Genomic DNA, 24,505 nt, shown 5'->3' with positions numbered 1-24,505 from the left:
AATGAATACGACGCAACGGACGGCGCTGGTGACGGGAGGCAACCGGGGGTTGGGCGCTGCGATCGCCCGTGCCCTGCACGATGCCGGCCACCGCGTGATCGTCACGCATACCCCCGGCAACACCACGATTGGCCAGTGGCAGCAAGCGCAAGCGACACAGGGCTACACATTTGCTGCCTACTGGGTGGATGTATCCGACTACGAATCAACGCAGGAACTGGCGCGGCGCATCCACGCCGACGGTCATCGGATCGACATCCTGGTGAACAACGCCGGCATCACCCGCGATGCAACGCTGCGCAAGCTCGACAAGGCCGGTTGGGATGCCGTACTGCACACCAACCTGGACTCCATGTTCAACGTCACCAAGCCGTTCATTGATCCGATGGTCGAGCGCGGCTGGGGTCGCATCGTCAACATCTCGTCGATCAACGGCAGCAAGGGCCAGTTCGGGCAGACCAATTATTCGGCGGCCAAAGCCGGCGTGCACGGGTTCACGAAGGCGCTGGCGCAGGAGGTCGCGCGCAAGGGTGTGACGGTCAACACCGTGTCGCCGGGTTATCTGGCCACCGAGATGGTGATGGCGGTGCGGGAGGACATGCGCCAGAAGATCATCGATGCGATTCCGGTTGGCCGTCTGGGCCAGCCGGACGAGATTGCGGCACTTGTCGCCTTCATCGCCAGCGAAGCCGCCGCCTTTATGACCGGCAGCAACGTGGCGATGAACGGCGGCCAGCATATGTATTGAGTAGTCGAGGGGCCTGCGGCATGAAAGTCTGGACCATTCGCTTGGGCAGTTCACCGAAGAGCATCCTTTACACACTCGGGTGCTCGGACACGAAGCATGCGCATTGACACGAGGGTGTTTGCGTGCTGACGGATAGTGATCTGCAAGTCCTCCGGTTGACCGCACGTTTAGCAGGCGTCGTCACCCTGATCCTGATTGACATCCCCATCGCTTGGTGGCTGGCTCGTACCAAGACCTGGTGGAAAGGGCCGATGGGAGGCTGCCTTGGAGCCTAGATTGCTACGCTATTTCGTTGCAGTCGCGGAAGAGCTGCATCTCGCCCGCGCGGCCGAGCGTCTCGGGATCGAGCAATCTCCCGTATCGCGAGCAATGCGCGACCTGGAAAGCCAGCTTGGCGTGCAGTTGTTCGACCGCAGCACCCGCCTGACGCGGCTGACCTGGGCCGGCCAGGTGTTCCTAGGCGAATGCCGACGCGTGATGGCCACCGTGGAGCAGGCAGTCAAGAGTGCCAAGGCGGCGGCACAGGGCTACCAGGGCCATCTGCGCATCGCGATCTGCGACGGCCTGGCGCAGCCCCGCATCGCCACCTTGCTGGCACGCAGCCGCGAGGAGGAGCCCGAGATGGAGATTCGCGTCTTCGAGCTGCCGTTCGCGCAGCAGCTCAAGACGCTGCACGACGATCTGCTGGACATCGGCTTTGCGTTGTCAAACGCGGTACATGATGGCCTCGTCGCCGAGCCGGTGTGGACCGATCCGCTGTCGGTGATCGTGCCCGCACGCCACCCCTTGCTGGCACACGTGCAGGTGCCGCTGGCCGAAGCCCTGAAGTTCCCGCTGGTTCTGTGCCATCCCGAATCGGGATCGGGCTGCCGCCATCAGATTCAAGCGCTGCTGCAGGACGCAGGCACGCCGCTCAAGCTGGTCGATGAAGTGACCAGCCTGGGCGTGATGCTGACCCTGGTCGGTGCCGGCTACGGCATCGGCTTCGCCATCGCCTCGCAGGTGCAGACGCTACAGCGCCCGGACATCTCCATTCGTCCCTTGGCCGGCAGCCCACCGGTGCTCTCTACCTACCTGCTGCGCCGCCGGGGCGAACCCTCGGAGCCCATGAAGCGGTTCATCGAGCGGGCGAAAGGCGGGCGGGACCGCGCCTGTCGATGATGAGTCAATCCTTTGAGGACGCAGCTCACCTGTCCGTAGCGGCCTGTGGCGTGATGTGCCAGTGGACAGATAGACTTCGGTATGAAATCCGATGCTCTGGCTGTTGATGGATGTGCTTGGCTCGCTTTGGATCACCCGCAACGGCCTGCGTTGACCAGGCCGAAGACTTGAGTCCACAATCGAGTCCATTCCGTGACGCTTGGATCGGAAAAAACGTTCGTAATAAACGAGTTAGCGACCGGGTGCTGTTCCCATCACCCGCTCCACTTCATCAATCCGCGGAATTCCGCGGACGGCCAGGAAGCGCTGCAAGTCATTGTCATGTGGGAGGTTTTCCTCGACTCGACGTTCCAGCGCCGTCCACCGGAATCCGCCTGCAGCCAGGACGTTTAAGTCCATAAATAAGTCCATATTTGTGGGTGCGATGGATTCCGGATTGATGATAGAGGGGCGAGGTCAACGAGACGAGCATCGGCTCCTGATTCCTGCACAGGAGCAAGAGCATGGCACTCTCGGATTTCGCTGTTCGACGAGCTAGGGCAACAGGCAGGGCCTACACCCTTGCTGACACGGATGGCCTCTCACTGGCTGTAACGGCGGGCGGTGGTAGAACCTGGCACTTCCGTTATTACTGGTCGAACAAACAGAAGCGTATGTCGCTGGGTACGTACCCAGAGATCACGCTGCGCGAAGCGCGTGGCTTGCGTGATGAAGCGCGAGCTCTGTTGGCTAAGGGCATCAATCCACGTGCCCATCGCAAGCAGAAGCGCGCCGCAGTCCGTTTCGCTGGCGAGCACACTTTCGAGTTGGTGTATAAGCAGTGGTTCACCCATCGCGAACTCAGCCTCAAGAAGGGCCGGCAGTGCACCGCATCGGTACTCCCGCGCATCTTCGAGAAGGACGTGCTGCCGGCATTGGGCAAGCGCTCGATCTATGACATCAAGCGCCCCGATCTGCTGGAAGTGATCGCCAGGATCGAGCGGCGCAAGGCGCTGTCCGTCGCCGAGAAGGTGCGAACCTGGTTCGACCAGATGTTCCGCTACGCGCTGGTTGTGGTGCCGGACCTGGAGTACAACCCGGCATCCGATCTCGATGTGGTCGCGGTGCCGCTGCCGCCAGTGAACCACAATCCGTTCCTGCGTATGCCCGACCTGCCGAAGCTGTTGCAGCGGCTGCGCAAGTATCGCGGCAGGTTGCAGACCCAGCTCGGACTGCGGTTCCTGCTTTTGACCGGCGTGCGCACCGGCGAACTGCGACTGGCGACGCCGGATCAGTTCCATCTGGACCAGGGACTTTGGATCATCCCGCAGCGCGCCATGAACCTCGAAGCGATCCGCAGGAAAGGCGTAGACGCCTTGAGCCAGACGCAGAAGCCAGCCACTCCTGACGTACTGGGCAGCCAGCTGGGGAGAGACGCCGAACTGGCGGAGCACAGCCAGATCGAACGGAGCCCCTCGGGGAAGCTCCGTTTGGAGGTGCTTGATTACTTGATGTCTTTTATTTCTGTTAATAATTTATAAATTTAGCATCTAATAATCATTTCGGCGCACCTAGGCAGATCTCACCTCAGGGGTGACGTGGGTAGCAATCAGATTCCGATTTGTGCGCCTATTGTGATAACGTAGCGTACAATTCAGATCAGGAGGTTCCCTATCATGGCAACCACCGCCCGCTCCGCCCGTCTCGGTCTGCGCGCCACACCCCAGCAGGAAGCCGTCCTGCGACGCGCCGCCGAAGCAGCGCACAAGTCGATGACCGATTTCATCCTGGATAGCGCCTGCCAGGCCGCCGAACAGACGCTGCTCGATCAGCGCCTGTTTCTGGTGTCTGGCAGCCAATCACGGGCCTTGCTGGACCTGCTGGATCGGCCGGCACAGGACAACCCTGGCCTGAAGGACCTGTTCTCCCGAACGGCGCCCTGGGCTTAAGCCAATGCCGCTGACGGTGCCCCAGGCACTGGAGGCCAGCCACGTACTGGATGGCTTCGACTGCGGCAAACCCAGCCTGGATGACTGGCTGGCGCGCCATGCACGACAGGCGCAGGCCAGCGGTTCCGCCAAGACCTACGTGGTCTGTGACGGTCCCCGTATCGTGGGGTACTACAGTCTGACGGTGGGGCAGATCGACACGCTCGAAGCCCCGGATCGTATCCGCAAGGGCATGGGCGCCTATCCCATCCCCGTTGTCATCCTGGCCCGGATGGCGGTGGCCCGACAGGACCAGGGTCGTGGCATTGGCGTTGGGCTCCTGCAGGATGCGATCCGCCGCACTCTGGTCATCGCCGAACAGGCCGGTGTTCGGGCACTGTTAACTCATCCGATTGACGAGGATGCCTCGCGCTTCTATCTGCGTTTCGGTTTTGCGGCATCGCCGGCCCGCGAACAGCAACTACTGCTGCTGCTGAAAGATGCGCGCCGACTGCTTGTAGCGCCTCCATCGGCAGGCGGAAGGACGCTGTAGCGCTGCCCGATAGGCATCGGTTTGTGGCCCGCATCACTTCAGAGCTACGAGTTCACACATGATCGATACTGAGCGCCTACATCTTCAGTTCGGAGCACGCCCATGAACCGCCTGACGATCAACACCACCGACGACCAGCAACATCAGGCTCTGCAGGAACTGAAGACCCTGCTGACCGGCCGGATCGCACAAGCCGGGCGGGGCGAATTGGTCGAGGACAGCATCACCGACATTGCGAATGAGGTACTGCGCCACATGCGGACGCCGTAGTGCATAGCCGCTTCCACGTCCAAGTGTAGATATGCGGGCCCGCTGTTGAACATTTCTGCAGCGGCGGAGAACTGGCGAAATGGCTCTTAACAGGCGTCAGCGGAACGCGGTGGAACAGCTGTACACACGTCTCAGCCACGTGCGAAAATTGGGCCCGAAATGCGGCCCATATCACCGGCCGCATGGACGAGGAAGTCTTTTTCATCAACCGCTTAGGGACCGGGTACGATTCCCATCACCCGCTCCAGTCCACTGAAGGCCATGGAGCGCTGCGAATTAGAAGTTAGTCAGAGGCTTAAGCCTCTTTTTCGCGGCTACGACGTTCCAGAGACGTCTACCGAGATCCACTTACAGCCAGTCATTCAGGAAGCGGTCGATATACGACATCAGCCGAAGCGATCTGGTCGTAGTGTTGGCAAAAATCGAGGCACGTGGCGCATTCACCATTGCCCAGAAGTGCCGGCTCTGGCTCCGGCAACTCTTCCGGTTCGCCATGGTCAAGTTCCCAGGACTTGAGTGCAATCCCGCGTCGGATCTGGATGCCGTTGCCCTGCCGAGAATGCCCGTTGCCCACAACCCCTTCTTGCGGGTGGAGGAGTTGCCGCTGCTTCTGCAGGGATCGCGTGGCTATCGGGGACACCAGCAGATTCGGCTTGGTCTGCGCCTGCTATTGCTGGCAGGTGTACGCACAGGAGAGCTGCGATTCGCAACGCCGGATCAGTTCGATCTAGAGTGAAGGCTCTGGACTGTTCCTGCAGAATTTGTAAAACAGCTGCAACTGATGATATCCATGTTGACGGAGAACAGCCCAGCCCACTTGGCGGTGGTCAGCGGCGTGAATTGCGGGGTCAGCTCTTTGGCAAGGTTGGGGTCGATGGCCTTCAGCGCGTCGTGCGTGTGGCGCGCGGTTTCCTCGGCCTTTTTCTTGACCTTCCTCTGGGTCAGATCGATTTCGTCCTGAACTTTGGCGATCGCGGCAGAGACAGCCGCTTTCATCGGCGTCCCACTGCGCCTTGCGCATGCCGGGATTGAGAGTCAGGATTCGCAGACGTGGATGCGGTTTCTCAGCGCGGCACAGTGCTGGCATCCGTCTACCCTACTGGGCACGAAACTCCGCATGGGCAGAGAAAGCCCCCGCAGTCAGGTCAATGTCGGCGCCTGAGATGCCGGCTCTGCGCGCCGCATCCTGCCAGCCATCGACCACTGCCGCCACTTCCTCTATCACCTGCCGAGCAGGGTCGTCACCCAGCCCGTAGAACACTGCCGCGCCGAGAACCGTCTCCAGGCTCGGCCGGTTGTCGACATCGTCGATGTTCAGGACATGCTCCGCCTTGTAGATGTTCGGGTTGACATCAAACGCCGGCGCGAGGCGCCACCCCATCTTGCCAAGCACAAAGCCGTGATTGCGCAGGTGATCATCCCGGTTGCCGACCGCGACGTTGAATGCCACGCGACGGAATAGCTGCGCCAGGTCCGCGTCCGCATGCTCCGCATCTCCCTGGGCGCGGATGAACTGGGCCAGTTCCAGGTAGCTCGTGCCCTCGCTCTGCGTCTTGCGCAGCAGCGTCATCGCCGAAGCATAGAAGCGCCGGGTACCATGCGCGCGATCGAACCTCTGCACGCAGAAGGTGTGAAAATCGTTGCCCAGCCTGATCAGCCTCGCCGGTGGTACATCCACGCCAGCCTTCCGGGCCAGTTGGTGAACCACGTACTCCCAGGCCCCAACGTCCCGGTCGTCCTCATGGGCGGGGAATTTGGCGATCCAGAGCGAGCCGTCTGCCTCCGTGAAGTTGGCCTTAGGTCTGGCCCCACCCAGCGAGGCGCCCGGCGCGACGAGTACCGCCAACCATCTGCGCAGGGCATCGAGGTCGTCGATGCGCCGGCTGCTGAGTTGATAGGCGACTACTTCCAGTTCACGCAAGGTCGTCACTGGCGGCGCCGCCATCGTCTCGTCGCCGAGGAAGGTTTCCGTACCCGGCCGACGAAAGCGCAATGCGCCTTGGCGGGTCTGGTCCTGCACACCGATGAGGAAGTCCCAGGCGTAGAGCGTGCGGGGCGGCCGCTTCTCGTCCTTGGCCTGCAAGGCCTCACGGCGCTTCATCAGCGTTTGGCCCCAGCGGTCAGGCGACGAGTCCAGAAAGATGCCGAAGTTGCCGAACTCCGGCTTCGGAAAGAAGGGGTGCTCGTCCAGGGAGAGGTCGGGATCCAGCGCAAAGGCGCGAGGGTTCTGGAGCCAGTCCCGTTCATAGTGGAAGCGGATCTGGCCACGGTCATGGGCCAGCGTGCCGACCAGGCATGGAGGGTCGAGGTCATCATCCAGCCAGACTTCCAGGGCGTTGTCCTGCTTGGTCATGCAGACCCCTCGCGATTCCGGGCCGGCGGAGGGTTGACCTTTCGGCGCCTGGTATCGGGTGATGGTTCCAGCGCCAGATCCTGCAGCTTGCGCCCGATCCGGTCGTCGGCGGCCAGCAGATTGAGATCGCCTTCGAGGCCCAGCACGGCCAGCACCCGGACATAGGCCCCCAGGGTTGCGCCGGGGTCGCCCGCTTCCACCTTGTACACGGTGGTCCTGGAAACCCCCGCCCGTTGGCCCACCACCGCGTTGCTGAGCTTGCGCCTCTTGCGGGCAAGGCGCAGCCGTTCACCCAGCTCGGAGAGCAGACGCTGTTCCTGGGGGAAGACAACAGGTGACTTACGGGGCATGTTTTCTATTTAAGACAAAAATATCAAATTTTGTCCATTATAGCGTAATAAATAGCCTGCGACTAGAATTTGTCAACAGCTGTCAAACTGGTACAAAATCAAGTCCATCTCTACTCTGTGAGCAGGGATATCAATGCCCGCGAGTGCGGCCAGTCTCAACGCCAGCACTTCACCACGCGTCACGCTGCGCGTGTCGTTCACGCTTGGGAACTTCCCGATGGCCAGCCGGCCATCCTCATCCACCAGCGTGCACTTCGGCCGCATGCCACCCAGCGAAGTCCCCTTGCCCTGAAGGTATCGCAAGTCCTCGGACGTCTCCTGGCCACGTTCGACGGCTCGGCTTGCCTGATAGATTCGCTCCAGTTCGATCAATGGCGGAGTGCTGCGCTGACCTTGGGGCACCGTTCGGTGCCAATTCCCTTCTGGATCGCGCAGACGCAAGGCCCCCACTCGGCTGAAGTCGTCCACAGCTAGCAGGTAGTCCAGTTCGGTGAGCGGTGCCAATTGTGGATCGGCCTTGCGGCGTTTGGCATAGTTACGGGCGATGACGCGCCGGCCCCAAGCATCCGGAGCGGTGTCGGCAATCGCGCCATGGAACACGGAGTTGTGCGCCGAAGCGGCCTTGTGCGACTGGTGGCCGGGTGTCAGTTGCAGGTCGGTCGATACGTTGAAGCGTGCCGGGTTGGCCAGCCAAGCCTCGTCATAGGCGAAAGCGCAGTGTTCACGCCGACCCTGCCGGACGTAGACGAGTGAACCCAGTGGAAGACCAGCCTTTCCGATGCAGACCTGAACCTGCTGGCGAATCGGTGCGGTGATGACCATCACAGGGCGCCTGATGCGCCGCTGGGCTTACTGCGTACCCGTTGGGGCAAGCGCTCGTCCATCAGTGTGAGGCCGATTTCATCGTTCGGTGTATCCAGCAGGCGCTCAAGCGCCTGGATCTCACCGAAGACATGCAGTGCGCGGGCGAAGAAGTGGATGGGGATGCGCATGTCGCCTTTCTCCATACGGCGCACGGTGGACAAGGACGCCCCCATGCGCTCTGCGAGAGAAGCTTGGGAGATGTGGCGGCGCCGACGTGCAAGGGAAATGTCGCTGCCGAGCTTCCGGATGGCACGCTCGACAGGCTTGGGAGCGGGAATATCTGGCATAAGAACTCCCAATGAACCTCTAAAGATCGATTTACGGTCTCAGGGGAGCTGTTATATCTTAAGAGTCGAGATTAATCCATAAGAGCTCTGATAAGAGCTATTAATTATAATAGAGACTCTTACAGGAGTGTTAATTGTTTCAGAGAGCTCGATACCCAGTCTCAGTGGGGACTTCCGGCACCGATCCGTACAACATTGCCAGCATGCATGGAGCTGGTACAAAATGTGGCGTATCTTCGTTTTTAACGGAAATAATGCTTTATAAATCAATGAGTTGGGTGCCAGATTCTGTTTTCATCACCCGCCCGTTTTTGGTTGATTCGAGCGTCGTCGAGCGCCATCTTCCGAACAACGCGGTTATTCCTGTTTGCTCCAATCCGGTTTGCTTGCCTCGACCAATGCGTTCCAGGCGAGCCCCCCAAACTACGCAGTTTCCTGAACCTTGCAGGGGCCGCGTTCGGATGACCGAGCGCCGGTCTGTCATTCCTGACAGACCGGGATCGAGAGCGACGAATCGTTGATGGCTCCGATGAGCTGAGGGGCTTTACCGGATTAGAACGATGCCGTCAGCGTAACCCGGAACGCACGCGGCGATCCGGGCGTGATGTTGTTGTTGCTGTTGGCAAAGACATAATAGTCCTTGTCCAGCAGATTCTCGATGTTCACCTGTGCGCGCAGACGTTCACTGAACGTGAAGAATGCAGCGGCATCCACCCGCGTATAGCTCGGCAGTTTCACATTGATGGCCGGAGAGGCCAGATTCTGCGTCGATGCGAAGACATCGTCCTTGTGGATGACACCGACTCCGATGCCCCACATGGATGAGAAGTCATACCGGTTCCATAACGAGAAGGTGGCTTTGGGAAGCGCGCCAAGATGCGCGCCTTTCAGAATCGTTGCCGATTGATCGTGCGTCACCTCTCCTTCCTGGTACGCGAAGGATCCGATGAGGGACCATTGGTTGGTGACCGCGCCGGTCGCGCCGAGTTCGATACCTCGATTACGCTGCCCCTTGACCAGGATCATCGTTCCAGGCGGAGGTCCGCCCGGCTCACCCGCCTGGGGATCGGCCACTGCAATATTGGAGCGCTCGAGACGGAACAAAGCCGCCGACAGGGAGAGGGCGGGCAACGCATCCCATTTGGCGCCAATTTCATAGTTGGTGAATTCTTCCGGATCAAGCGATGCGTTGCTTGCCGACAATGAGGCGAGCTGATCGCCGGCACGCGGCTGATACGTCAGGCCATAGCTGGCGTAAAGGGACAGCGCTTCCAGCGGCTTGTGCACGAGCGCCAGGCGCGGGGACAGCAGATTATCCTTGGAGTCGAATCTCGCAGCCGTGCGCTTGTTGGTCAGATCCACCTTGAAATTGTCGAACCGTAGACCGGCAATCACCTGCCAGCGGGGCGATAGCACGATTTCGTCCTGGGCATACAGGGCGATGATCTTTGCGGTGCCGTCGTTGTCGGCATCGGTGGCCGACTGGCGCCAAGTCACCGGTTGCGTCGTGCGAGGGTTGTTGACCGGCACCGTGATCGAAGTGGTGCCTGGCGCGACGCCGTCGAAGTAACCGGTATTGCGGAAATTTTTTGTATCCTGGCGGCCGAGCTCGATCCCAGTCAGGAGGTTGTGCCGAATGACGCCGGTGGTAACTGAAAAATTCAAGTCCGTCTGGTTAAAGAAGTTCTGTCGCTGAGTCGCGCTGTTGTAAGCGACAATTGCCACCATGGTGCCCGGTGGATTGCCCGCGACTGCCGCCGTATTGACCGCCCCCGCAAAGACGTTCTGATAGAACTTGTCGTAGTCGGCGTAGCGCGTGCGATTGCGCAATACCATGTCATCGCTGAAACGATGCTCGATGAGCGCGTTCGACGACTTGACTGTGCTTTCTGTCGGTGACTGGTCTGGATCGCCGATGAAGGTGCCCGGGTCGAGATCCAATGGCCGGCCTAGATAGGAGGATATGCCGCGATCCGCGACGCGCTCGTCGTGAAAGTATTCGACGCCGAGGCTGATGGTGGTGTTTTCACCGGCTTTGAACGATAGGGTCGGATTAATGCCGTAGCGCTTCAGTGTCACATCGTCACGGTAGCTGTCCGAGTCCTCGTACAGGCCGTTCACGCGGAAGGCGACCGATTCATTGAGTCCTTGTCCCGCATCGAGGGTGATGCGCTTGTTGCTGTTCGAACCGCCTTGCAGGGTCAGGGCGCGAACTTCCTGCCAGTCAGCTTGTTTGGTGACGCGATTGATCAGCCCGCCGGTGCCCCCGCGGCCAAACAGCATGCCGTTGGGTCCTTTAAGCACTTCGACCTGTGCGATGTTATAGAGGTCGCGGTAGTACTGAACATCATCGCGCAGGCCATCGAGAAAGAAGTCACCGGTCGAGCTGACGCCTCGGATGACGGGTGTCTCGCGGTTACCTTCACCTTGAGCCATCACGACACCGGGCACATATACGACGGCATCACCGATATTCTGCATATTCAAATCGTCAATGCTTTTGCGAGTAATGACGCTGACGGATTGCGGCACATCCCGAAGCGGCGTGTTCGTTTTCATGGCATCGGCAGCAGATGCGCTATAGGCGTCCGGCTCGGCGATGGCGCGAACGGTCGGCAGCGTTGTTGTGGGCGGTGCCTCGGCCGCATACGCTGCAGGTGCAAGCGCAGTACCGACGACGAACGAGAGAAGTAAACGATGAGTGCGGGCGGTCGGGTGCATGGATTTCATCTTGATTTTGATGCTAAGTCGGGTTATTGCAAAATAGAATGCAAACTATTCGCATTCCGTAAACTTTAGACCGGATGATGTCAAAAATTTGTCAAACGCACCGAATGGGGAGCCCTCCGGGAGCGATGGGCAAACGTATCTTGTTGATCGAGGACAATGCCGATCTGGTCGCCAATCTGTTCGGTTACCTGGAACCGCGCGGATTCGAACTCGATGTCGCCCGCGATGGGCGCGCCGGATTGAGGCTTGCGTTGAACGGTGGTTACGATGCGATCGTGCTTGATTGGATGTTGCCCAAAATGGACGGACTTGCGTTGCTGGGTACGCTGCGTGATGGTGGCTCGATGCTGCCCGTGTTGATGCTCACTGCGCGTGATCAGCTGGAGAGCAAGCTCACCGGCTTTCGGGCCGGCGCAGACGATTATTTGACAAAGCCCTTTGCGCTCGCCGAGTTGGAAGTACGTCTGCAGGCTTTGCTGGTTCGCGCGCAGGGCAGACAACAAATTCTGCAAGTCGGCGATCTGCAGCTCAATGTAGCGACACGTGAAATCTGGCGCGGAGCGGTCCAACTGCATCTGTATACAGCCATCACCAACCTGCTCGAAGTGCTGATGAAGGCGAGTCCGTCCTTGGTCCAACGACACGAGTTAGGACTGGCCATATGGGGTGATAATGCGCCGGATCGTGATGTGTTACGCGCCCATATCTATGAGCTGCGCAAACGAGTGGATGGCCCATTTCCCGTCAAATTGCTGCAGACGATCCCGAAGGTCGGCTATCGCATCGCTGCGCCGGAGCAGCGCAACTCATGAGTGAGCGCAACAGTCTGCGTAAGCGGATCGTGGTCGGCGTGGTGTGCTACACCGTGCTGCTTTCTCTGCTGACCACATTGCTCGGCTACTGGGTCAACGAGCAAGCGGAGCACCGAACCTGGGAGGCGCTGCTGCAGGGAGAAATGGCGCACTGGCTACAGCGCGGCGCACAGGACAAACACTGGGAAGATACCGATGCGGTACGGGCATTCGGCCGCGCGGTGGACAAGCCGATTCCGGCCGTGTTTGCATCCCTGCCACCGGGCGTTCATGACGAGCTCATCTTCGACGGCAAGGTATATGCCGTACTCGTCGAAGGTATCGGAAAAGATCGCACGGTACTCGCACTCGATATTTCCGAGATGGAACGCCAGGAAAGGACGTTGTTTTTGACGATGGCGATATTTTCGGCTTTGCTCGTTTCAGGTCTCGGTGGTCTGACTTATATGGGCGCAAAATGGTTGGTCGAACCACTCACACGACTGAGTGACACGATCGGCAACCTGCGTCCTGGAGTGCGCCATCAGCGGGTGGTGATTCGCGGCTCCGATCCGGTGGAGACCACCGTGATCGGTCAGGCCTTAAACGAATATCTGCACAGCAGTGAAAAATTCGTCGAGCGCGAGCACTCATTTCTCAACATGGCAAGCCATGAATTACGCACCCCCATAACGGTCGTCGCCGGCGCCGCCGAGGTTGCCGCCGAACAACCGAGCATCGAGTTGGCGCGTCCCCATCTCTCTCGCATTCTGCGAACCTCTCACAGCATGCAGGACTTGGTGACACTGCTGCTCGTTTTGGCGCGTGATCCAGGACGACTGCGGTCGAGTGCAACGTCCGTGAACCTGGCTGATCTGGTTCATCGCGTCGCGCTGGACCATGAATATCTGCTCGAGGGCAAGGAGCTTAAGCTTGCCTTCGGCGCTATGCCGTCCCGCGAAATGGTGCTGCCGGTTCCGGTTGCACAGGCAGCAATAGGCAATCTGGTTCGCAATGCGATCGAGAACAGCAGTCGCGGCACGATCCGTGTATCACTGGACGCATCGGACACCCTTGTGATCGAAGATCCGGGCAGCGGTATGACCGAGGAAGAGCTGGCGCGCCTGCAGGTGCAACTGGCACGCGCCGGAGGCCGGCAGGGCGATGGCATCGGCCTCGATCTGATCGCACGGCTGTGTGATCACCTGGGCTGGCGCCTCGAATTCGATATGAGTGTGACGGGCGGCACCATCGCTCGATTACAACTGACCGAGGTGTTATCGGTGAAGAGTGAAGGGCAATTCCGTGATCGAGAGCATGGTGTTGTCGAGGTATCTCTAACCGCTTAGAGAGTCTGGTGTCTCCGCTCGTGCAGGAGCGATCGCGGTGCCGGCGTCACTGCTTCTAGCCGCAAGTTCCCGGCAACTTCACGACACGTGAAGGTCCTCAACGCCTGAGATTACCGCGATTTTGTGACGATCAGAGGGGTGTGGTTGGGTGCATGGTGTAGCCATGTAAAAGGATAGGACCAGGCTTGCATGTTGGTCGGCGGTGCGGCATGATGTAGCCATGCACATAGATGCCGTGCCCAACCGCACCTCGCGCCCCACCTACCTGCTGCGTGAGTCATATCGTGAGGGCAGGAGCGTGCGCAAACGCACGCTGGCGAACCTCTCGGCGCTATCGGATGAGCAGATCGAGGCGATTCGCGCCGTGCTGGCCGGGGTCGCAGTCAGGCCCGCTCAGGAGCTGTTTGAGACGCTGCAATCGCGCCCTCATGGGCATGCGCAGGCCGTGCGTGTAGCCATGCAGCGGCTTGGGTTCGAGGCGCTGATCGCCTCACGTCCCAGCCCCGAGCGCGATCGAGTGTGTGCGATGGTGGCCGCACGCGTACTGGCGCCGCACACGAAGCTGGCCACGACACGCTGGTGGCACAACACGACCTTGGCGGAAGAGTACGCGGTAGCTGAGGCCGACGAGGATGATCTGTATGCGGCGATGGACTGGCTGCTGGAGCGACAGGATCGTATCGAGCGCAAGCTGGCTGCACGGCACCTGCAGCAAGGCGCCCTGGCACTGTATGACTTGAGCTCCAGCTACTTCGAAGGCTCGCATTGTCCGCTGGCGAAGATCGGTCACAGTCGCGACGGCAAGAAGAACAAGCTGCAGGTCAACTACGGATTGCTCACGACCCGGGCGGGTTGCCCGGTGGCGATCTCGGTGTACGAAGGCAACACCGCCGATGCCAAGACACTCATGCCCCAGGTGCAGAAGTTGCGCGAAGGCTTCGGATTGCAGCAGCTCGTGCTGGTGGGCGATCGCGGCATGATCTCGCATAAGGCGATTACTGAACTGCGCGAACTGGACGGTCTAGCCTGGATCACGGCGCTCAAGAGCAGCCAAATCCGCACCCTGGTGCAAGGGGAGGCGTTGCAGCTGGGCCTGTTCGATGATCGCAATCTGTTCGAGCTGGTGCATCCTGACTATCCCGGCGAGCGGCTGGTCGCCTGTCGTAATCCGCAACTGGCCAAGCTGCGTGCGTATAAGCGCCAAGCGCTGCTGGAGGCGACGATGAAGGAGTTGGACAAGGTGCGCTGTCGCGTCGAACGCGGTGCGCTGAAAGGCCAGGCCGCCATCGGTGTGTGCGTGGGCCGGGTGCTCAACAAGTACAAGGTCGGCAAGCATTTCGCGCTGGACATCGGCGAGCGGCACTTACACTGCCAGCTGCTACAGGAACGGATCGCAGCGGAAGCTTCCCTGGATGGCATCTACGTGATCCGCACCAGCCTGCCCAAGAAGCAGATGTCCGCGGCGGACACGGTGCGCAGCTACAAGGCGTTGGCCCAGGTCGAGCGTGCCTTTCGCTCGCTCAAAACGGTCGATCTGAAAGTACGGCCGATCCACCATCGGCTCGAGTCACGCGTGCGCGCGCACATCTTCCTGTGCATGCTGGCCTACTACGTGGAGTGGCACATGCAGCAGGCTTGGCGCGAACTGCTGTTCGCCGATGAGGACCTCCAGGCCAAGCTCACGCGCGATCCGGTCGCACCCGCCCGCCGTTCCGAGCGGGCCTTGCAAAAGATCGCGCAGCGCACGAGCGAGGACGGAACGCCCTTGCACAGCTTCCACACCCTGCTGCAGGATCTGTCCACGATCGTGCGCAACACCTGCATCGCCCGTGGCGCACGCACGAATCCGGTTCCCTTTCAGATGGTCACAACGCCCAGCGCAAGTCAACACCGAGCGCTCCAGCTACTGCAAACCATCACTGTGTAGACACTGAGCCGACACCGCAAAGATGATCAGCTCACTGATCTACAAGGGAATCTTTCGCTCCGCGTAGTAGGAACTTACGTCTAGCTGCCGGGACGGGGTATGTCTTGGCTCCTGTCCCGCTCCTTCAGCGCTTCGAATCCGATGATCACGTCCAGCAATTCGGTAGTGATCTCGTCCTGCCGGACCGTACGTACCTCCGCGGCCAGCGCTTCCAACCGTTCATCGACGGACTGTTCGGCTTGCTGCATCCTGGCCAGGCGGGTGGCGTTCTCGGTGAGCAGCGCCTCTGCCGCAGCACGGGTCAGTTCCGCGAGCAGGTAGTTGCGGATCAATGCCGCCAGTAAGCGATCTGCAGGCAGACCAGCGCGCGGCAGGCTGCGCGAGGACCACGGGCGCTGCACGAGCGCATCGACCAGCGCAGGGTCGAGCGGCAGCAGCCGCTGGGACACGGAGAATTGCCGACCGTGCCCGGCACGCTGCATGAACACCAGCGATACGACGACGTCCCCCGCGGGTGCCGTAAGCCGGATCGCATCGAGGCGGGTGATGAGGCTGGCGGCGAGCCGCTGCAGACCATCCGGCGTGGCGGGTGGGAACAGTGTTGCTTCGGCTTGTATATCCCGTCCTGCCAAGGCCTCTTCCATACGTGCACCCACGCAGATCAGCCGGGTGGCGCAGGTATGCGGCTGCATCGTCCGAGCCGCCTCGGCGGCGACGATCTCGTTGTAGTTGCCGCACAGGCCGTGGTCGGAGCCGAACGCGATGACGACCGGCGTGGCCTGCGGCGCGGCGCCGGCTGGCAGCGGGCCGTAACATTGCACGAAGGCATGGAGGCCATCGAGCACCGTTTGTCTGTAGGCGCCGATGGCGCGCGCCGCCTGCTCGTAGGGCTGCGCGTTGATCGCGGACATCGTCTTCATCGTGCGCACGATGCTGCGAATGCCGCGCATCGTTTCAGTACGCAGCGTCAGCAGTTCAAGCGTCTGTGCCATCGTGCCCGCCAAGGGCGGCGATCGCGCCGCGCGCCGCCTGGATGATCCGTGTTCGGTGTTCGTCGGTCAGCTTCTCGTTGTTCGCGATCTTTACCGCCAGGCCGGTGTCGTCGGCGCGGACCGCGGTGCGGATCGCGTGCATTGCCGCGATGGTACGCTCCTCCGTCATACCGTCGAGCAATCCATCCATCGCCGCGAGCAGCACGGCCAGTTGTTCGGCGGCCGGCATCGGATCGCGCTCGGCCTGACGCAGTGCGGCACGCGTCGCGGCGCCGCGCGTCAGCCGCGCTCGTGTGACTTCGTCGAGCCGGGTGCCGAAACGGGCGAACTCCTCCAGTTCCTCGAACTGCGCGAGCGTTACCCGCAGGTTGCCGGCAACATCGCGAAAGGCGCGGCTTTGCGCCTTGCCGCCGACACGCGATACCGAAATGCCGAGATCGACGGCCGGGAACTGGTTCTTCTGTACCAGCCGGGGCGATAGATAGATCTGCCCGTCGGTGATCGAGATCAGATTGGTGGGAATGTAGGCCGACAGATTTTCAGCCTGCGTTTCGACCACCGGCAGCACGGTGATCGAGCCGCCGCCGATACTCGGTGCGAACTGCCCGGCCCGTTCCAGCAGGCGCGCGTGCAGGTAGAAAATATCCCCCGGAAAGGCCTCGCGGCCGGGCGGCCGCCGCAGCAGCAGCGACAGCTCGCGGTAGGTGTGGGCGTGGTGGGTCAGATCATCCAGCACCACCAGTGCATCGCGACCCTTGGCGGCGAAGCTCTCCGCTACCGACATCGCGGCATAGGGCGCGATGTAAGCCAGCCCAGGCGCATCCTCGTTGCCGGCGGCGATGATTATCGACCGATCCATCATGCCGCCGTCACGGATCGCACCGATCACCTTGGCTACCGCGTCGCCGCGTTGGCCGATGGCGCAATAGATGCAAACCGCCTTGGTGGTCTTCTGGTTCAGGAGGGTGTCGACAGCAATCGAGGTCTTGCCGGTCTGCCGATCGCCGATGATCAACTGACGTTGGCCCAGGCCCACCGGCACGGCGGCATCGATTGCCTTCACCCCGGTGGCAAGCGGGCGTGTGACGGGACGCCGCTGTAGAATTGCGGCCGCCTCGGCCTCGACCGGGTGCAAGAGGGTGCTGGCGATCGGCCCCATGCCGTCGCGCGGATTGCCCAGCGCATCGACGACACGCCCCAGCAGCGCGGGTCCGACCGGAACACCGACGACCTCGCCGGTCCGGCGAACGTCTTCGCCTACACTTAGTTTCTCGGACGGTCCCAGCAATACGACGCCCAGCCGGTCCGGCTCGAGATCGAAGACGATGCCGCGCACTCCCGAGGCGAATGCCAGCAGTTCGTCCGACAGCGCGCGTGCCAGGCCGGCAACGATGGCGATGCCGTCACCGACCGAGACCACCCGGCCGATCTCGCTGATCGCCGGCAGGACGGGCGTGCTTTCCAGCAGCATCTCCACCAGTGCGCCGGTGCTGGTGCCGGCCCCAGCATCAGGCATCGGCCGATACCGTCGCTGTCGTTGCTGTCGCCCGTGCGGCGAAGTCTTCCAGGATTGTGTGCAGCGCGTCGAGGTAGCTGTCCAGTGTCCACGCGGCCTGCGCGCCGCCCAGCTTCAGCGTGAGGCCCCAGGCCAGCGACGGATCGGTTTCAAAGCGCACCGAGACGCCGGGCAGGACGCGACCTAGCTCGTTGCGCAGATGCGTGGCCAGATCCGGCGGCAAGGGTTCATGGGTGAGCGCCACGACCTCATGGCTGTCGCCGCCGGCTGCGCGCAGTTGTTCGGCGGCTTCGCCGAGTTGCGCCGTGCAATGGGCGATGATGCGCTGTTCCAGGATCTCATCGGCCAGATCCGACAGGGCTTTGCGGGTCAGTGACAGCAAGGCTTCGGCGCCGCTGCGGTGCAGGTCGATGGTGTATCGGCGCGCCTCCTCGGCGCGCTGTGCCGCCTGGCTGGCCTGCTTTGCCGCCAGCCGTTCGCGAGCCTGCGCCAGCAGGTTGTCGTGTTCGGCCTGCGCAATCCGGCGCACGCCTTCCAGGGTTTCATGCCGGTCCGCGTGCAGCGCAGCGATTTCGGCTTGGTGCCGGGCATGGGCGGCCTGCGCAGTCTCGCGAACCTTCGCCGCCTCGGCCATGCGTTCGGCGATTTCCTTCTCGCGGGCATCGATCCCATCCAGGATCGGCCGATAGAGGAAGCGTTTAAGCAGCCATACCAAAACCAGGAAGTTGAGCAGTTGCGCGACAACGGTGACCCAGTCGATCGACATGCCTAGCCACCTGCCGCCTGCCGGGCCACTTCCTGCGCCGTGCTCCAGAACGGATTGGCGAACACCAGAATCAAAGCGACGACGAAACAATAGATGGCACTGGACTCGACCATGGCCAGGCTGACGAACAAGGTTCGCGACAGCGTGGAGGAGGCATCGGGCTGCTGTGCGATGGCGTTCAGTCCGGCCACGGCCGTGCGGCCTTCAGCAATCGCCGCACCGGTCGCGCCCACCGCTACGGTCAGGCCTGCGGTGATGACGGAGATGATCGCGATAAGAGAGTATTCAGTCATTTGGGAACCTTCGTGGTCTGGGCCGCCATGGCCGAGGAAATGTAGACGGTGGCAAGGACGGAAAAGATATAGGCCTGAATGACACCGGTCAGCAGGCTCAGCATGCTCATCATGACCGGAAAAAAGAAGGGTGCTACGCTGAGCAGGACGGCCACGATCACCCCGCCGCTCATGATGTTGCCGTACAGCCTCATGGCCAGTGAAATCGCGCGCAAAAGTTCACTGACGATGTTGAACGGCAGCATGATGAATGAGGGTTCGAGATAGGTGCGCAGGTATGCACGCATCCCGTGACTGCTCATGCCGAACAGCGGGACGGCCACCAGGACCGATAACGCCAGCGCCGTGGTCGTGGACAGCGAACCGGTGGGCACATCGAAGCCCGGCACCACCGTCATCAGATTTGAGGTGAAGATGAACAGAAATAGCGTACCGACGAAGGATAACAGCTGACGGTCGCGGCGCTGCGTGATCTCAGCGATCTGGTCCTGGATACCACTGACGATGACTTCCAATGTGATGCGCCAGCGGCTCGGCGGCACGTCCGGGCGTAGGTTGCGGGTGATCAGATAAGACACCCCGGTCAGCAGCGCCATCACCACCCAGGTGTTGGTGATGGTCTTGTTGATGGCGAGGCCGCCGATCGTGAATACGATGTAGTTGTCCGGGCTCAGTGGCATCAGGGTGCCTCCGGCTTGGCAAGTAAATGCGCCGGTAGTCGCCGCCTCAGTGCGACGGCCAGGATCCGCATGACCAGGAAGGCCAGCGAAAACGTCAGCAGCGCCACGGTCCCAGCTCGTACGACAACCAACCAGCCCAGCGCTGCCATGGCCGCGATGCGCAGTACGGCACTGACCAGCAGGACCACCCCCGGTCGTGTCGAGCGCAAGGCTTGGTGCAGCCCGAGCGCCAGGCCCGTGAAAAACAGCGCGCCCCCCACCGCGCCGGCCACGATGCCAAGTCCGATGGCGCTCCAGTCGATGGAGGTCATTCCCTTCCTCCTTCCTTGCCAATCCAGTTCCAGGCCACCAGTATCCCCAGCACCAGCCCGCCCAGCAGCAGTGCGATGGTCCAGGAAAACCCCCGTGGGGCGACTCGATCCAGCCACAGGCCAAGCAGCGCGCCACCGACCGTCGGCGCGGCGATCGACCAGCCGATCATCCCGAACACCCCAATGCCGCGCAGCGGGCTGGGTCCTGGGTTATCGCGTGCCGCCTTCATGCGACGGGCTCGCTTGACGATGTCCGCAGCCGACGGATCGGTTTCATTGTTCATGGTGCGGCCTGCGCAGGGTGGCAAAGCGGCGCACCATGTCGGCTTCCAGTCGCGACAGCGCCGCACGCGAGGCACGTTCTTCGTCTTCCATGCCCGCGAAACGTTCGCCGACGGTTTCGCGCAGACTCTCCAGATCGGCACCATGCACGCCACGGCGCACCGCGATCTCGACCGTGTGTCCCTTCTTGAGCAGCAGTCCTTCGTCGATACCGAAGACCTGCTCGGGTGCATCCAGCGGTGTCACCAGCAGTACCGAGGGCACCAGGGCGGTCACGAAATCGATGTGATTGGGCAGGATGCCGAAACTGCCGTTGGCGGCGGTTGCGACCAGGCGGGTTGCCGGCCCTTCGAACAGGATGCGCGCCGGCAGCCTCACGTAGACCTGCATCTGATCGGCCATGCTCATGCGGCAGCCTCCTTCAGGTCCGATAGACCGCCGATCATATAATAGGCGCCTTCGGGCCGGTCGAAGCTGGACTGCTCCAGCAAGGTTTCGCATCCGTCCAGCGTCTCGTTGATGGACACCGACCTGCCGCCGGCACCGGCTGACGCCGATACCGTATGAAAGGGCTGCGTCAAAAACCGCTCCAGGCGGCGTGCACGTGCGACGATGGTGCGATCGTGCGCCGACAACTCCTCGATCCCCAACATCGCGATGATGTCGCGCAGTTCCTCGTATTCTGCCAGCGTGCGCCGCACCGCGCGGGCGATGTCGTAGTGACGCTGCCCGACGACGGCGGGAGTCAGCATCACGGAAGATGAGACCAGCGGATCCACCGCCGGGTACAGGCCTTCGCCGGCGCGCTTGCGAGACAGCACAACCGAGGCGGACAGATGCGAGAAGATGTGCGCCGCCGCCGGGTCGGTGAAGTCGTCGGCCGGTACGTAGACCGCCTGTATCGAGGTGATGGAGCCCTTGCGCGTCGAGGCGATGCGTTCCTGGAATGCCGCCAGTTCGGTGGCCAGCGTCGGCTGATAGCCGACGCGCGAGGGCATACGGCCAAGCAGACCAGAAACTTCCGACCCGGCCTGCACGAACCGAAAGATGTTGTCGATCAGCAGCAGTACGTCCTGTCCGAGATCGTCGCGGAAAAACTCGGCCATCGTCAATGCGGTATTGCCGACCAGGAAACGCACGCCGGGTGCTTCGTTCATCTGCCCGAACAGCATCACCATCTGATCGCGCACGCCCGCTTCATCCATCTCGCGCCAGAGTTCCTCCGCTTCGCGCGAGCGCTCGCCGATGCCGCAGAACAGGCTGACACCATGGTGATGTTCTACCGTGTTGTGGATCAGCTCGCTGAGCAGGACGGTCTTGCCTACTCCCGCACCGCCGAATAGACCGGTTTTTCCGCCGCGTTCTATGGGCGATAGCAGGTCGATGGCCTTGATGCCGGTCTCGAGCACCTCGGCACGCAGCACGCGTTCCGGAAGGGACGGGGGTGGCCGGTGGATCGGGCGGTACAGCTCAACCTCGGGCGGCGGCAGGCCATCGATGGGGGCGCCGAAAACATTCAGCATCCGCCCGAGCAGCGCCTCGCCTACGGGTACCTGAATCTCCCCCCCGGTAGTCGAAGCCGGCATGCCCAGACCCAGCCCGCGCACCGGGCCCAGCGCGATACAGCGTGCGGTACGGTCGTCCACCAGCGAAGCGACGACCATCGGCACCTCACGCACCTGCAGCAGTTCCCGGATGCGTACATTCTTGTTGCCGGTAAAGGCGACATCGACGATGCCGCCGCGGATCGCGACGACGGTGCCGGCGGCAGTGCCGTCCGCGAGACAACCGTTCATCAGTGCCGCCCTCCTTTTGCGTGTCTTCGCGGGGCCCGGCGGCAAGCTTCAGGTGATGCGGCCGTAGATATGTACCCAGAGATCGATCAGCAGCAGGATCCACATGCTGACGAAGCTGGCCTGCACGACACAGTCCTTGAGACTCCACCGGGTATCGATGGTCTCGTCCAGCCGAAAGAAGTTCGGGAAACTGACGATCAGATACAGTACGTACAGCGAGGTACCGACCGCCAGCATCTTTTCCTTGTCCACGTAATACACATGGTTGGCGATATCCGGCGTTATATAAAAGAAAGTCTCAGCCCAGGCGAAAAAAATGCTTGTGATGAGTACGATGGCAAACCACGCTGCCTTTCTCGCGGCGAGTCCCCAATCTCCCGCCAGTGCGCGGATACGCCGCATCAAAATGACCGCCAGCGTGTGATAGACGATAAAAAACGCCATGGTATTGAAATACATCCCAAGCGGAATGCGCTGATGCTGCGCCAGCGCCGTCACCTGATCCGGGCCGGCAAGAGCGGAGTCGAAATACCAGCTGACGTTGGGAAAATGATAGCGCAGCCCCAGAGCCGAAAAAAACCATTCGGTATGAAAGTACGTGGCAAAGAACACATACACCGCCATGTAGATGTTGACCTTGAACCAGTAACTGTCACGCCAGGCAAAGCCGGAGCGGCGCCGCAGCCACCAGGGCAGCAACACCAGATATGGGATCCACATGGCAAGATTTTGCACCACGTTCCAGAAGTTGCCGGTATCGAGCCAGCCCATCTTCTGTACGACCAGATTGAAGACGATGAAAACCGGCGTAAAACTCAGAAAGAGTTTCTCGGCCCAGGCCTTATCCGGATTTGCGGAAAACCACTTGCTTTGGGCGGTGCTCATGGTCGATAGACTCCAATCAACTCAGGGACAGGCCGCCGTCCACGGCGATCACCTGACCGGTGATGTAGGCGGAGGCTGGACTGGCCAGGAACAGGCAGGTCGATGCCACCTCCTCGACATTACCGATGCGCCCCATGGGGAATCGGGCCGGATCGTTCGATGGACCGATCAACGGGAATTTCTCGGTGATATAGCGCATGTTGGCCGCGGTCAATGTGTCGGTAAGAATCGCTCCGGGTTGTACGGCATTGGCGCGGATATTGTGACGGGCGTATTCGATGGCCACAGTCTTCACCAGCATGTCGGCACCGGCCTTGCTGGAGCCGTAGGGCGCGTGGCCGTGGATCATGGTCATGCGGGCGGCGAGCGATGACACGTTCACGATGGCGCCGCCGCGGTCATCGATCAGCATCTTTTTCACCGCCTCGCGCATGCACAAAAAAGCTCCCCGCGTGTTGACGGCGTGCACCCGATCCCATAGTTCGGCCGAGGTATCGGTAAAAGGTACGACCGGATAAATACCGGCGCAATTGATCATCACATCCACGCCGCCGAAAGCTTCCGCGGCGCGATCGAAAAGCGCCACGACCGCCGCTTCCTGGGTAATATCGGCCGGTACACCCAGGATATCGGCAGCACGGCCGCTGCGATCTTGAAGATCGGCGACCGTCGCCTCCACCTTGGATGCTGTCGAGCCTGCCACGACGACTCGTGCCCCTGCAGCGACCAGCAATTCCGCCACGGCGCGGCCGATACCGGATGAACCTCCGCTCACGACCGCCGAGCGATCCTGCAGACCGAAGAGTTCCATCAGCCGGACATCGTTCAAGGCCATATTGCCGGAACCTCCCACGCCCACGAGGCTTAGTTCGCCAGCCAGCCGCCGTCGGCGGAAACCAATGCGCCATTGATCTGGCGTGCCTCGTCGCTGGCCAGAAATAGCGCCAGAAGGGCGATGTCGATGGGTTCGAGAATTCCGGGCATGGTCTGGTGAAAGACGCCGACGCGCGCCGTGCCCTCGGCATCCCACTTGTTGGGGTCCATGCTGGATACGATACTGGTCTGCACGCCGCCGGGCAGGATGGCATTACAGCGGATATTCTGCTGCGCATACATCCAGGCGGTACTGCGAGTCAGGCCGATCAGGCCGTGCTTGGAGGAGGTGTAAGCCGCACCCGCCACCGCACCGCTGGCGCCTGCAGCCGAGGCTACGTTGACAATGGCACCGCCACCGCCGGTCAGCATGCACTGCACTGCACGGCGACTGGTGAACATCGGCCCGGTGAGGTTGACGGCTAACATTCGGTCCCAGACGTCATCGGGCACCGAGCCGACACCGTGGTTGTAATCCATGGCGCCTGCATTGTTGACCAGCACGTCGATCCGGCCGTAATGATCGATCGCTTGATCGATCATGGCCTCGGCCTCGGCGCGTAAGGTCACATTGCCCTGTACACCGATGATCCTGCCGCCTGCGCTGCGGATTGCAACGACGGTTTCTTCGAGAGAGCCGGCATTCAGGTCGCTGGCGAGTACGGCGGCCCCTTCGGCGGCGAACAGTTCGGCGGTAGCCCGTCCGATGCCGCTACCCGCTCCAGTGATGACAGCTACCTTGTCCTTTAGACGCATGTTCTACTCCCCAAGGTCTGACGACGCACGGCCCCATTTTCATTGTTGGAACAGCGGTGCGTTCA

At 61.4% G+C, this 24,505-nt stretch carries 25 protein-coding genes and 5 pseudogenes; 11 read left to right on the top strand and 19 right to left on the bottom strand.

What is annotated here, in order from left to right:
- The first annotated feature begins 1 nt into the window (after position 1).
- The 4 genes and pseudogenes from phbB to ACG33_RS16795 all read left to right on the top strand — a co-directional run.
- Positions 2 to 748 carry an acetoacetyl-CoA reductase gene (gene phbB, locus ACG33_RS13100; protein WP_059401259.1) on the top strand — a complete coding sequence of 249 codons (747 nt, stop codon included), beginning with the start codon at positions 2 to 4 and terminating at the stop codon, positions 746 to 748.
- Between the two features lie 122 nt (positions 749 to 870).
- Positions 871 to 1,005, top strand: a pseudogene (locus tag ACG33_RS17125) (molybdate ABC transporter permease subunit); the annotation flags it as partial.
- Between the two features lie 7 nt (positions 1,006 to 1,012).
- Positions 1,013 to 1,909: a LysR family transcriptional regulator gene (locus ACG33_RS13095; protein WP_013721833.1), complete on the top strand. Its 897-nt coding sequence runs from the start codon at positions 1,013 to 1,015 to the stop codon at positions 1,907 to 1,909.
- A 503-nt stretch (positions 1,910 to 2,412) separates the two neighbouring features.
- A pseudogene (locus tag ACG33_RS16795) lies at positions 2,413 to 3,219 on the top strand (tyrosine-type recombinase/integrase); the annotation flags it as partial.
- Here the strand turns inward: ACG33_RS16795 and ACG33_RS17120 are convergent.
- Positions 3,214 to 3,420 (bottom strand): annotated as a pseudogene (locus ACG33_RS17120) (AbiEi antitoxin N-terminal domain-containing protein); the annotation flags it as partial. The pseudogenes ACG33_RS16795 and ACG33_RS17120 overlap by 6 nt on opposite strands.
- A 144-nt stretch (positions 3,421 to 3,564) precedes the next feature.
- Here ACG33_RS17120 and ACG33_RS13080 point away from each other — a divergent pair.
- From ACG33_RS13080 to ACG33_RS13070, 4 genes and pseudogenes are all read left to right on the top strand, one after another.
- Complete coding sequence (locus tag ACG33_RS13080) at positions 3,565 to 3,837, top strand: type II toxin-antitoxin system TacA family antitoxin (protein ID WP_066921856.1); 273 nt, start codon at positions 3,565 to 3,567, stop codon at positions 3,835 to 3,837.
- Between the two features lie 4 nt (positions 3,838 to 3,841).
- Positions 3,842 to 4,369: a GNAT family N-acetyltransferase gene (locus ACG33_RS13075; protein ID WP_066921854.1), complete on the top strand. Its 528-nt coding sequence runs from the start codon at positions 3,842 to 3,844 to the stop codon at positions 4,367 to 4,369.
- A 102-nt stretch (positions 4,370 to 4,471) separates the two neighbouring features.
- The gene (locus ACG33_RS16250; RefSeq protein WP_157071795.1) at positions 4,472 to 4,639 is read left to right on the top strand and encodes a hypothetical protein; all 168 of its coding nucleotides are present in this window, start codon (positions 4,472 to 4,474) and stop codon (positions 4,637 to 4,639) included.
- A gap of 289 nt (positions 4,640 to 4,928) precedes the next feature.
- A pseudogene (locus ACG33_RS13070) lies at positions 4,929 to 5,372 on the top strand (tyrosine-type recombinase/integrase); the annotation flags it as partial.
- On the opposite strand, the gene ACG33_RS13065 reads toward ACG33_RS13070, so the two are convergent.
- The 6 genes and pseudogenes from ACG33_RS13065 to ACG33_RS13040 all read right to left on the bottom strand — a co-directional run bounded on the left by ACG33_RS13065 (position 5,357) and on the right by ACG33_RS13040 (position 11,223).
- Entirely contained in the window at positions 5,357 to 5,635 is a 279-nt protein-coding gene (locus tag ACG33_RS13065) for a hypothetical protein (RefSeq protein ID WP_066921850.1), read from the bottom strand. The pseudogene ACG33_RS13070 and the gene ACG33_RS13065 sit on opposite strands and share 16 nt — an antisense overlap.
- Positions 5,636 to 5,735: 100 nt before the next feature.
- The gene (locus ACG33_RS13060) at positions 5,736 to 6,992 is read right to left on the bottom strand and encodes a type II toxin-antitoxin system HipA family toxin (RefSeq protein ID WP_066921848.1); all 1,257 of its coding nucleotides are present in this window, start codon (positions 6,990 to 6,992) and stop codon (positions 5,736 to 5,738) included.
- A complete protein-coding gene (locus ACG33_RS13055) occupies positions 6,989 to 7,342 on the bottom strand; it encodes a helix-turn-helix domain-containing protein (RefSeq protein WP_066921846.1) in 354 nt (117 codons plus the stop codon). The genes ACG33_RS13060 and ACG33_RS13055 overlap by 4 nt, the downstream gene beginning before the upstream one ends.
- 111 nt (positions 7,343 to 7,453) lie before the next feature.
- Positions 7,454 to 8,164 (bottom strand): annotated as a pseudogene (locus tag ACG33_RS13050) (HipA N-terminal domain-containing protein); the annotation flags it as partial.
- On the bottom strand, positions 8,164 to 8,493 hold the full coding sequence (locus ACG33_RS13045; protein WP_066921844.1) for a helix-turn-helix domain-containing protein: 330 nt from the start codon (positions 8,491 to 8,493) through the stop codon (positions 8,164 to 8,166). The gene ACG33_RS13045 and the pseudogene ACG33_RS13050, both read right to left, overlap by 1 nt.
- 552 nt (positions 8,494 to 9,045) lie before the next feature.
- Positions 9,046 to 11,223 (bottom strand): TonB-dependent receptor, encoded by a 2,178-nt coding sequence (locus ACG33_RS13040; protein ID WP_066921842.1) that lies wholly within the window; start codon positions 11,221 to 11,223, stop codon positions 9,046 to 9,048.
- 125 nt (positions 11,224 to 11,348) lie between these two features.
- Between ACG33_RS13040 and ACG33_RS13035 the strand changes: the two genes are divergently transcribed.
- The 3 genes from ACG33_RS13035 to ACG33_RS13025 all read left to right on the top strand — a co-directional run bounded on the left by ACG33_RS13035 (position 11,349) and on the right by ACG33_RS13025 (position 15,290).
- The gene (locus ACG33_RS13035) at positions 11,349 to 12,035 is read left to right on the top strand and encodes a response regulator transcription factor (RefSeq protein WP_066921840.1); all 687 of its coding nucleotides are present in this window, start codon (positions 11,349 to 11,351) and stop codon (positions 12,033 to 12,035) included.
- A gap of 29 nt (positions 12,036 to 12,064) precedes the next feature.
- Complete coding sequence (locus tag ACG33_RS13030) at positions 12,065 to 13,363, top strand: sensor histidine kinase (RefSeq protein WP_168160096.1); 1,299 nt, start codon at positions 12,065 to 12,067, stop codon at positions 13,361 to 13,363.
- Between the two features lie 220 nt (positions 13,364 to 13,583).
- Entirely contained in the window at positions 13,584 to 15,290 is a 1,707-nt protein-coding gene (locus ACG33_RS13025; RefSeq protein WP_066921341.1) for an IS1634 family transposase, read from the top strand.
- Between the two features lie 80 nt (positions 15,291 to 15,370).
- Here ACG33_RS13025 and ACG33_RS13020 read toward each other — a convergent pair whose 3' ends face one another.
- From ACG33_RS13020 to ACG33_RS12965, 12 genes are read right to left on the bottom strand one after another with little or no spacing between them, the layout of a single operon-like run.
- The gene (locus ACG33_RS13020; protein WP_066921836.1) at positions 15,371 to 16,282 is read right to left on the bottom strand and encodes a F0F1 ATP synthase subunit gamma; all 912 of its coding nucleotides are present in this window, start codon (positions 16,280 to 16,282) and stop codon (positions 15,371 to 15,373) included.
- Positions 16,266 to 17,753: a F0F1 ATP synthase subunit alpha gene (locus ACG33_RS13015; RefSeq protein WP_407696500.1), complete on the bottom strand. Its 1,488-nt coding sequence runs from the start codon at positions 17,751 to 17,753 to the stop codon at positions 16,266 to 16,268. The genes ACG33_RS13020 and ACG33_RS13015 overlap by 17 nt, the downstream gene beginning before the upstream one ends.
- 37 nt (positions 17,754 to 17,790) lie before the next feature.
- Positions 17,791 to 18,564 (bottom strand): F0F1 ATP synthase subunit B family protein, encoded by a 774-nt coding sequence (locus tag ACG33_RS13010; protein WP_066921832.1) that lies wholly within the window; start codon positions 18,562 to 18,564, stop codon positions 17,791 to 17,793.
- 2 nt (positions 18,565 to 18,566) lie between these two features.
- Positions 18,567 to 18,857 (bottom strand): F0F1 ATP synthase subunit C, encoded by a 291-nt coding sequence (locus ACG33_RS13005; RefSeq protein WP_066921830.1) that lies wholly within the window; start codon positions 18,855 to 18,857, stop codon positions 18,567 to 18,569.
- Positions 18,854 to 19,537 (bottom strand): F0F1 ATP synthase subunit A, encoded by a 684-nt coding sequence (locus ACG33_RS13000; RefSeq protein WP_066921827.1) that lies wholly within the window; start codon positions 19,535 to 19,537, stop codon positions 18,854 to 18,856. Before ACG33_RS13000 ends, ACG33_RS13005 begins: the two co-directional genes overlap by 4 nt.
- Positions 19,537 to 19,848 (bottom strand): N-ATPase subunit AtpR, encoded by a 312-nt coding sequence (locus ACG33_RS12995; RefSeq protein WP_066921825.1) that lies wholly within the window; start codon positions 19,846 to 19,848, stop codon positions 19,537 to 19,539. The genes ACG33_RS13000 and ACG33_RS12995 overlap by 1 nt, the downstream gene beginning before the upstream one ends.
- Positions 19,845 to 20,132, bottom strand: a complete 288-nt coding sequence (locus tag ACG33_RS12990; RefSeq protein ID WP_066921823.1) for an AtpZ/AtpI family protein — start codon at positions 20,130 to 20,132, stop codon at positions 19,845 to 19,847. Before ACG33_RS12990 ends, ACG33_RS12995 begins: the two co-directional genes overlap by 4 nt.
- Entirely contained in the window at positions 20,122 to 20,538 is a 417-nt protein-coding gene (locus ACG33_RS12985; RefSeq protein WP_066921821.1) for an ATPase, read from the bottom strand. The genes ACG33_RS12990 and ACG33_RS12985 overlap by 11 nt, the downstream gene beginning before the upstream one ends.
- Positions 20,535 to 21,926, bottom strand: a complete 1,392-nt coding sequence (gene atpD / locus ACG33_RS12980) for a F0F1 ATP synthase subunit beta (RefSeq protein WP_066921819.1) — start codon at positions 21,924 to 21,926, stop codon at positions 20,535 to 20,537. Before atpD ends, ACG33_RS12985 begins: the two co-directional genes overlap by 4 nt.
- A 48-nt stretch (positions 21,927 to 21,974) precedes the next feature.
- Positions 21,975 to 22,811 (bottom strand): hypothetical protein, encoded by an 837-nt coding sequence (locus ACG33_RS12975; RefSeq protein WP_066921817.1) that lies wholly within the window; start codon positions 22,809 to 22,811, stop codon positions 21,975 to 21,977.
- A 16-nt stretch (positions 22,812 to 22,827) separates the two neighbouring features.
- A complete protein-coding gene (locus tag ACG33_RS12970; RefSeq protein WP_066921815.1) occupies positions 22,828 to 23,646 on the bottom strand; it encodes an SDR family NAD(P)-dependent oxidoreductase in 819 nt (272 codons plus the stop codon).
- A 29-nt stretch (positions 23,647 to 23,675) separates the two neighbouring features.
- Complete coding sequence (locus ACG33_RS12965) at positions 23,676 to 24,440, bottom strand: SDR family NAD(P)-dependent oxidoreductase (RefSeq protein WP_066921813.1); 765 nt, start codon at positions 24,438 to 24,440, stop codon at positions 23,676 to 23,678.
- Positions 24,441 to 24,505 lie beyond the last annotated feature (65 nt).

The organism is Steroidobacter denitrificans (genome assembly GCF_001579945.1).
Classification (GTDB): Bacteria; Pseudomonadota; Gammaproteobacteria; order Steroidobacterales; family Steroidobacteraceae; genus Steroidobacter; species Steroidobacter denitrificans.
Note: the sequence above shows the minus strand (reverse complement) of the source record. Positions and strands in the feature narration are given on the sequence as shown.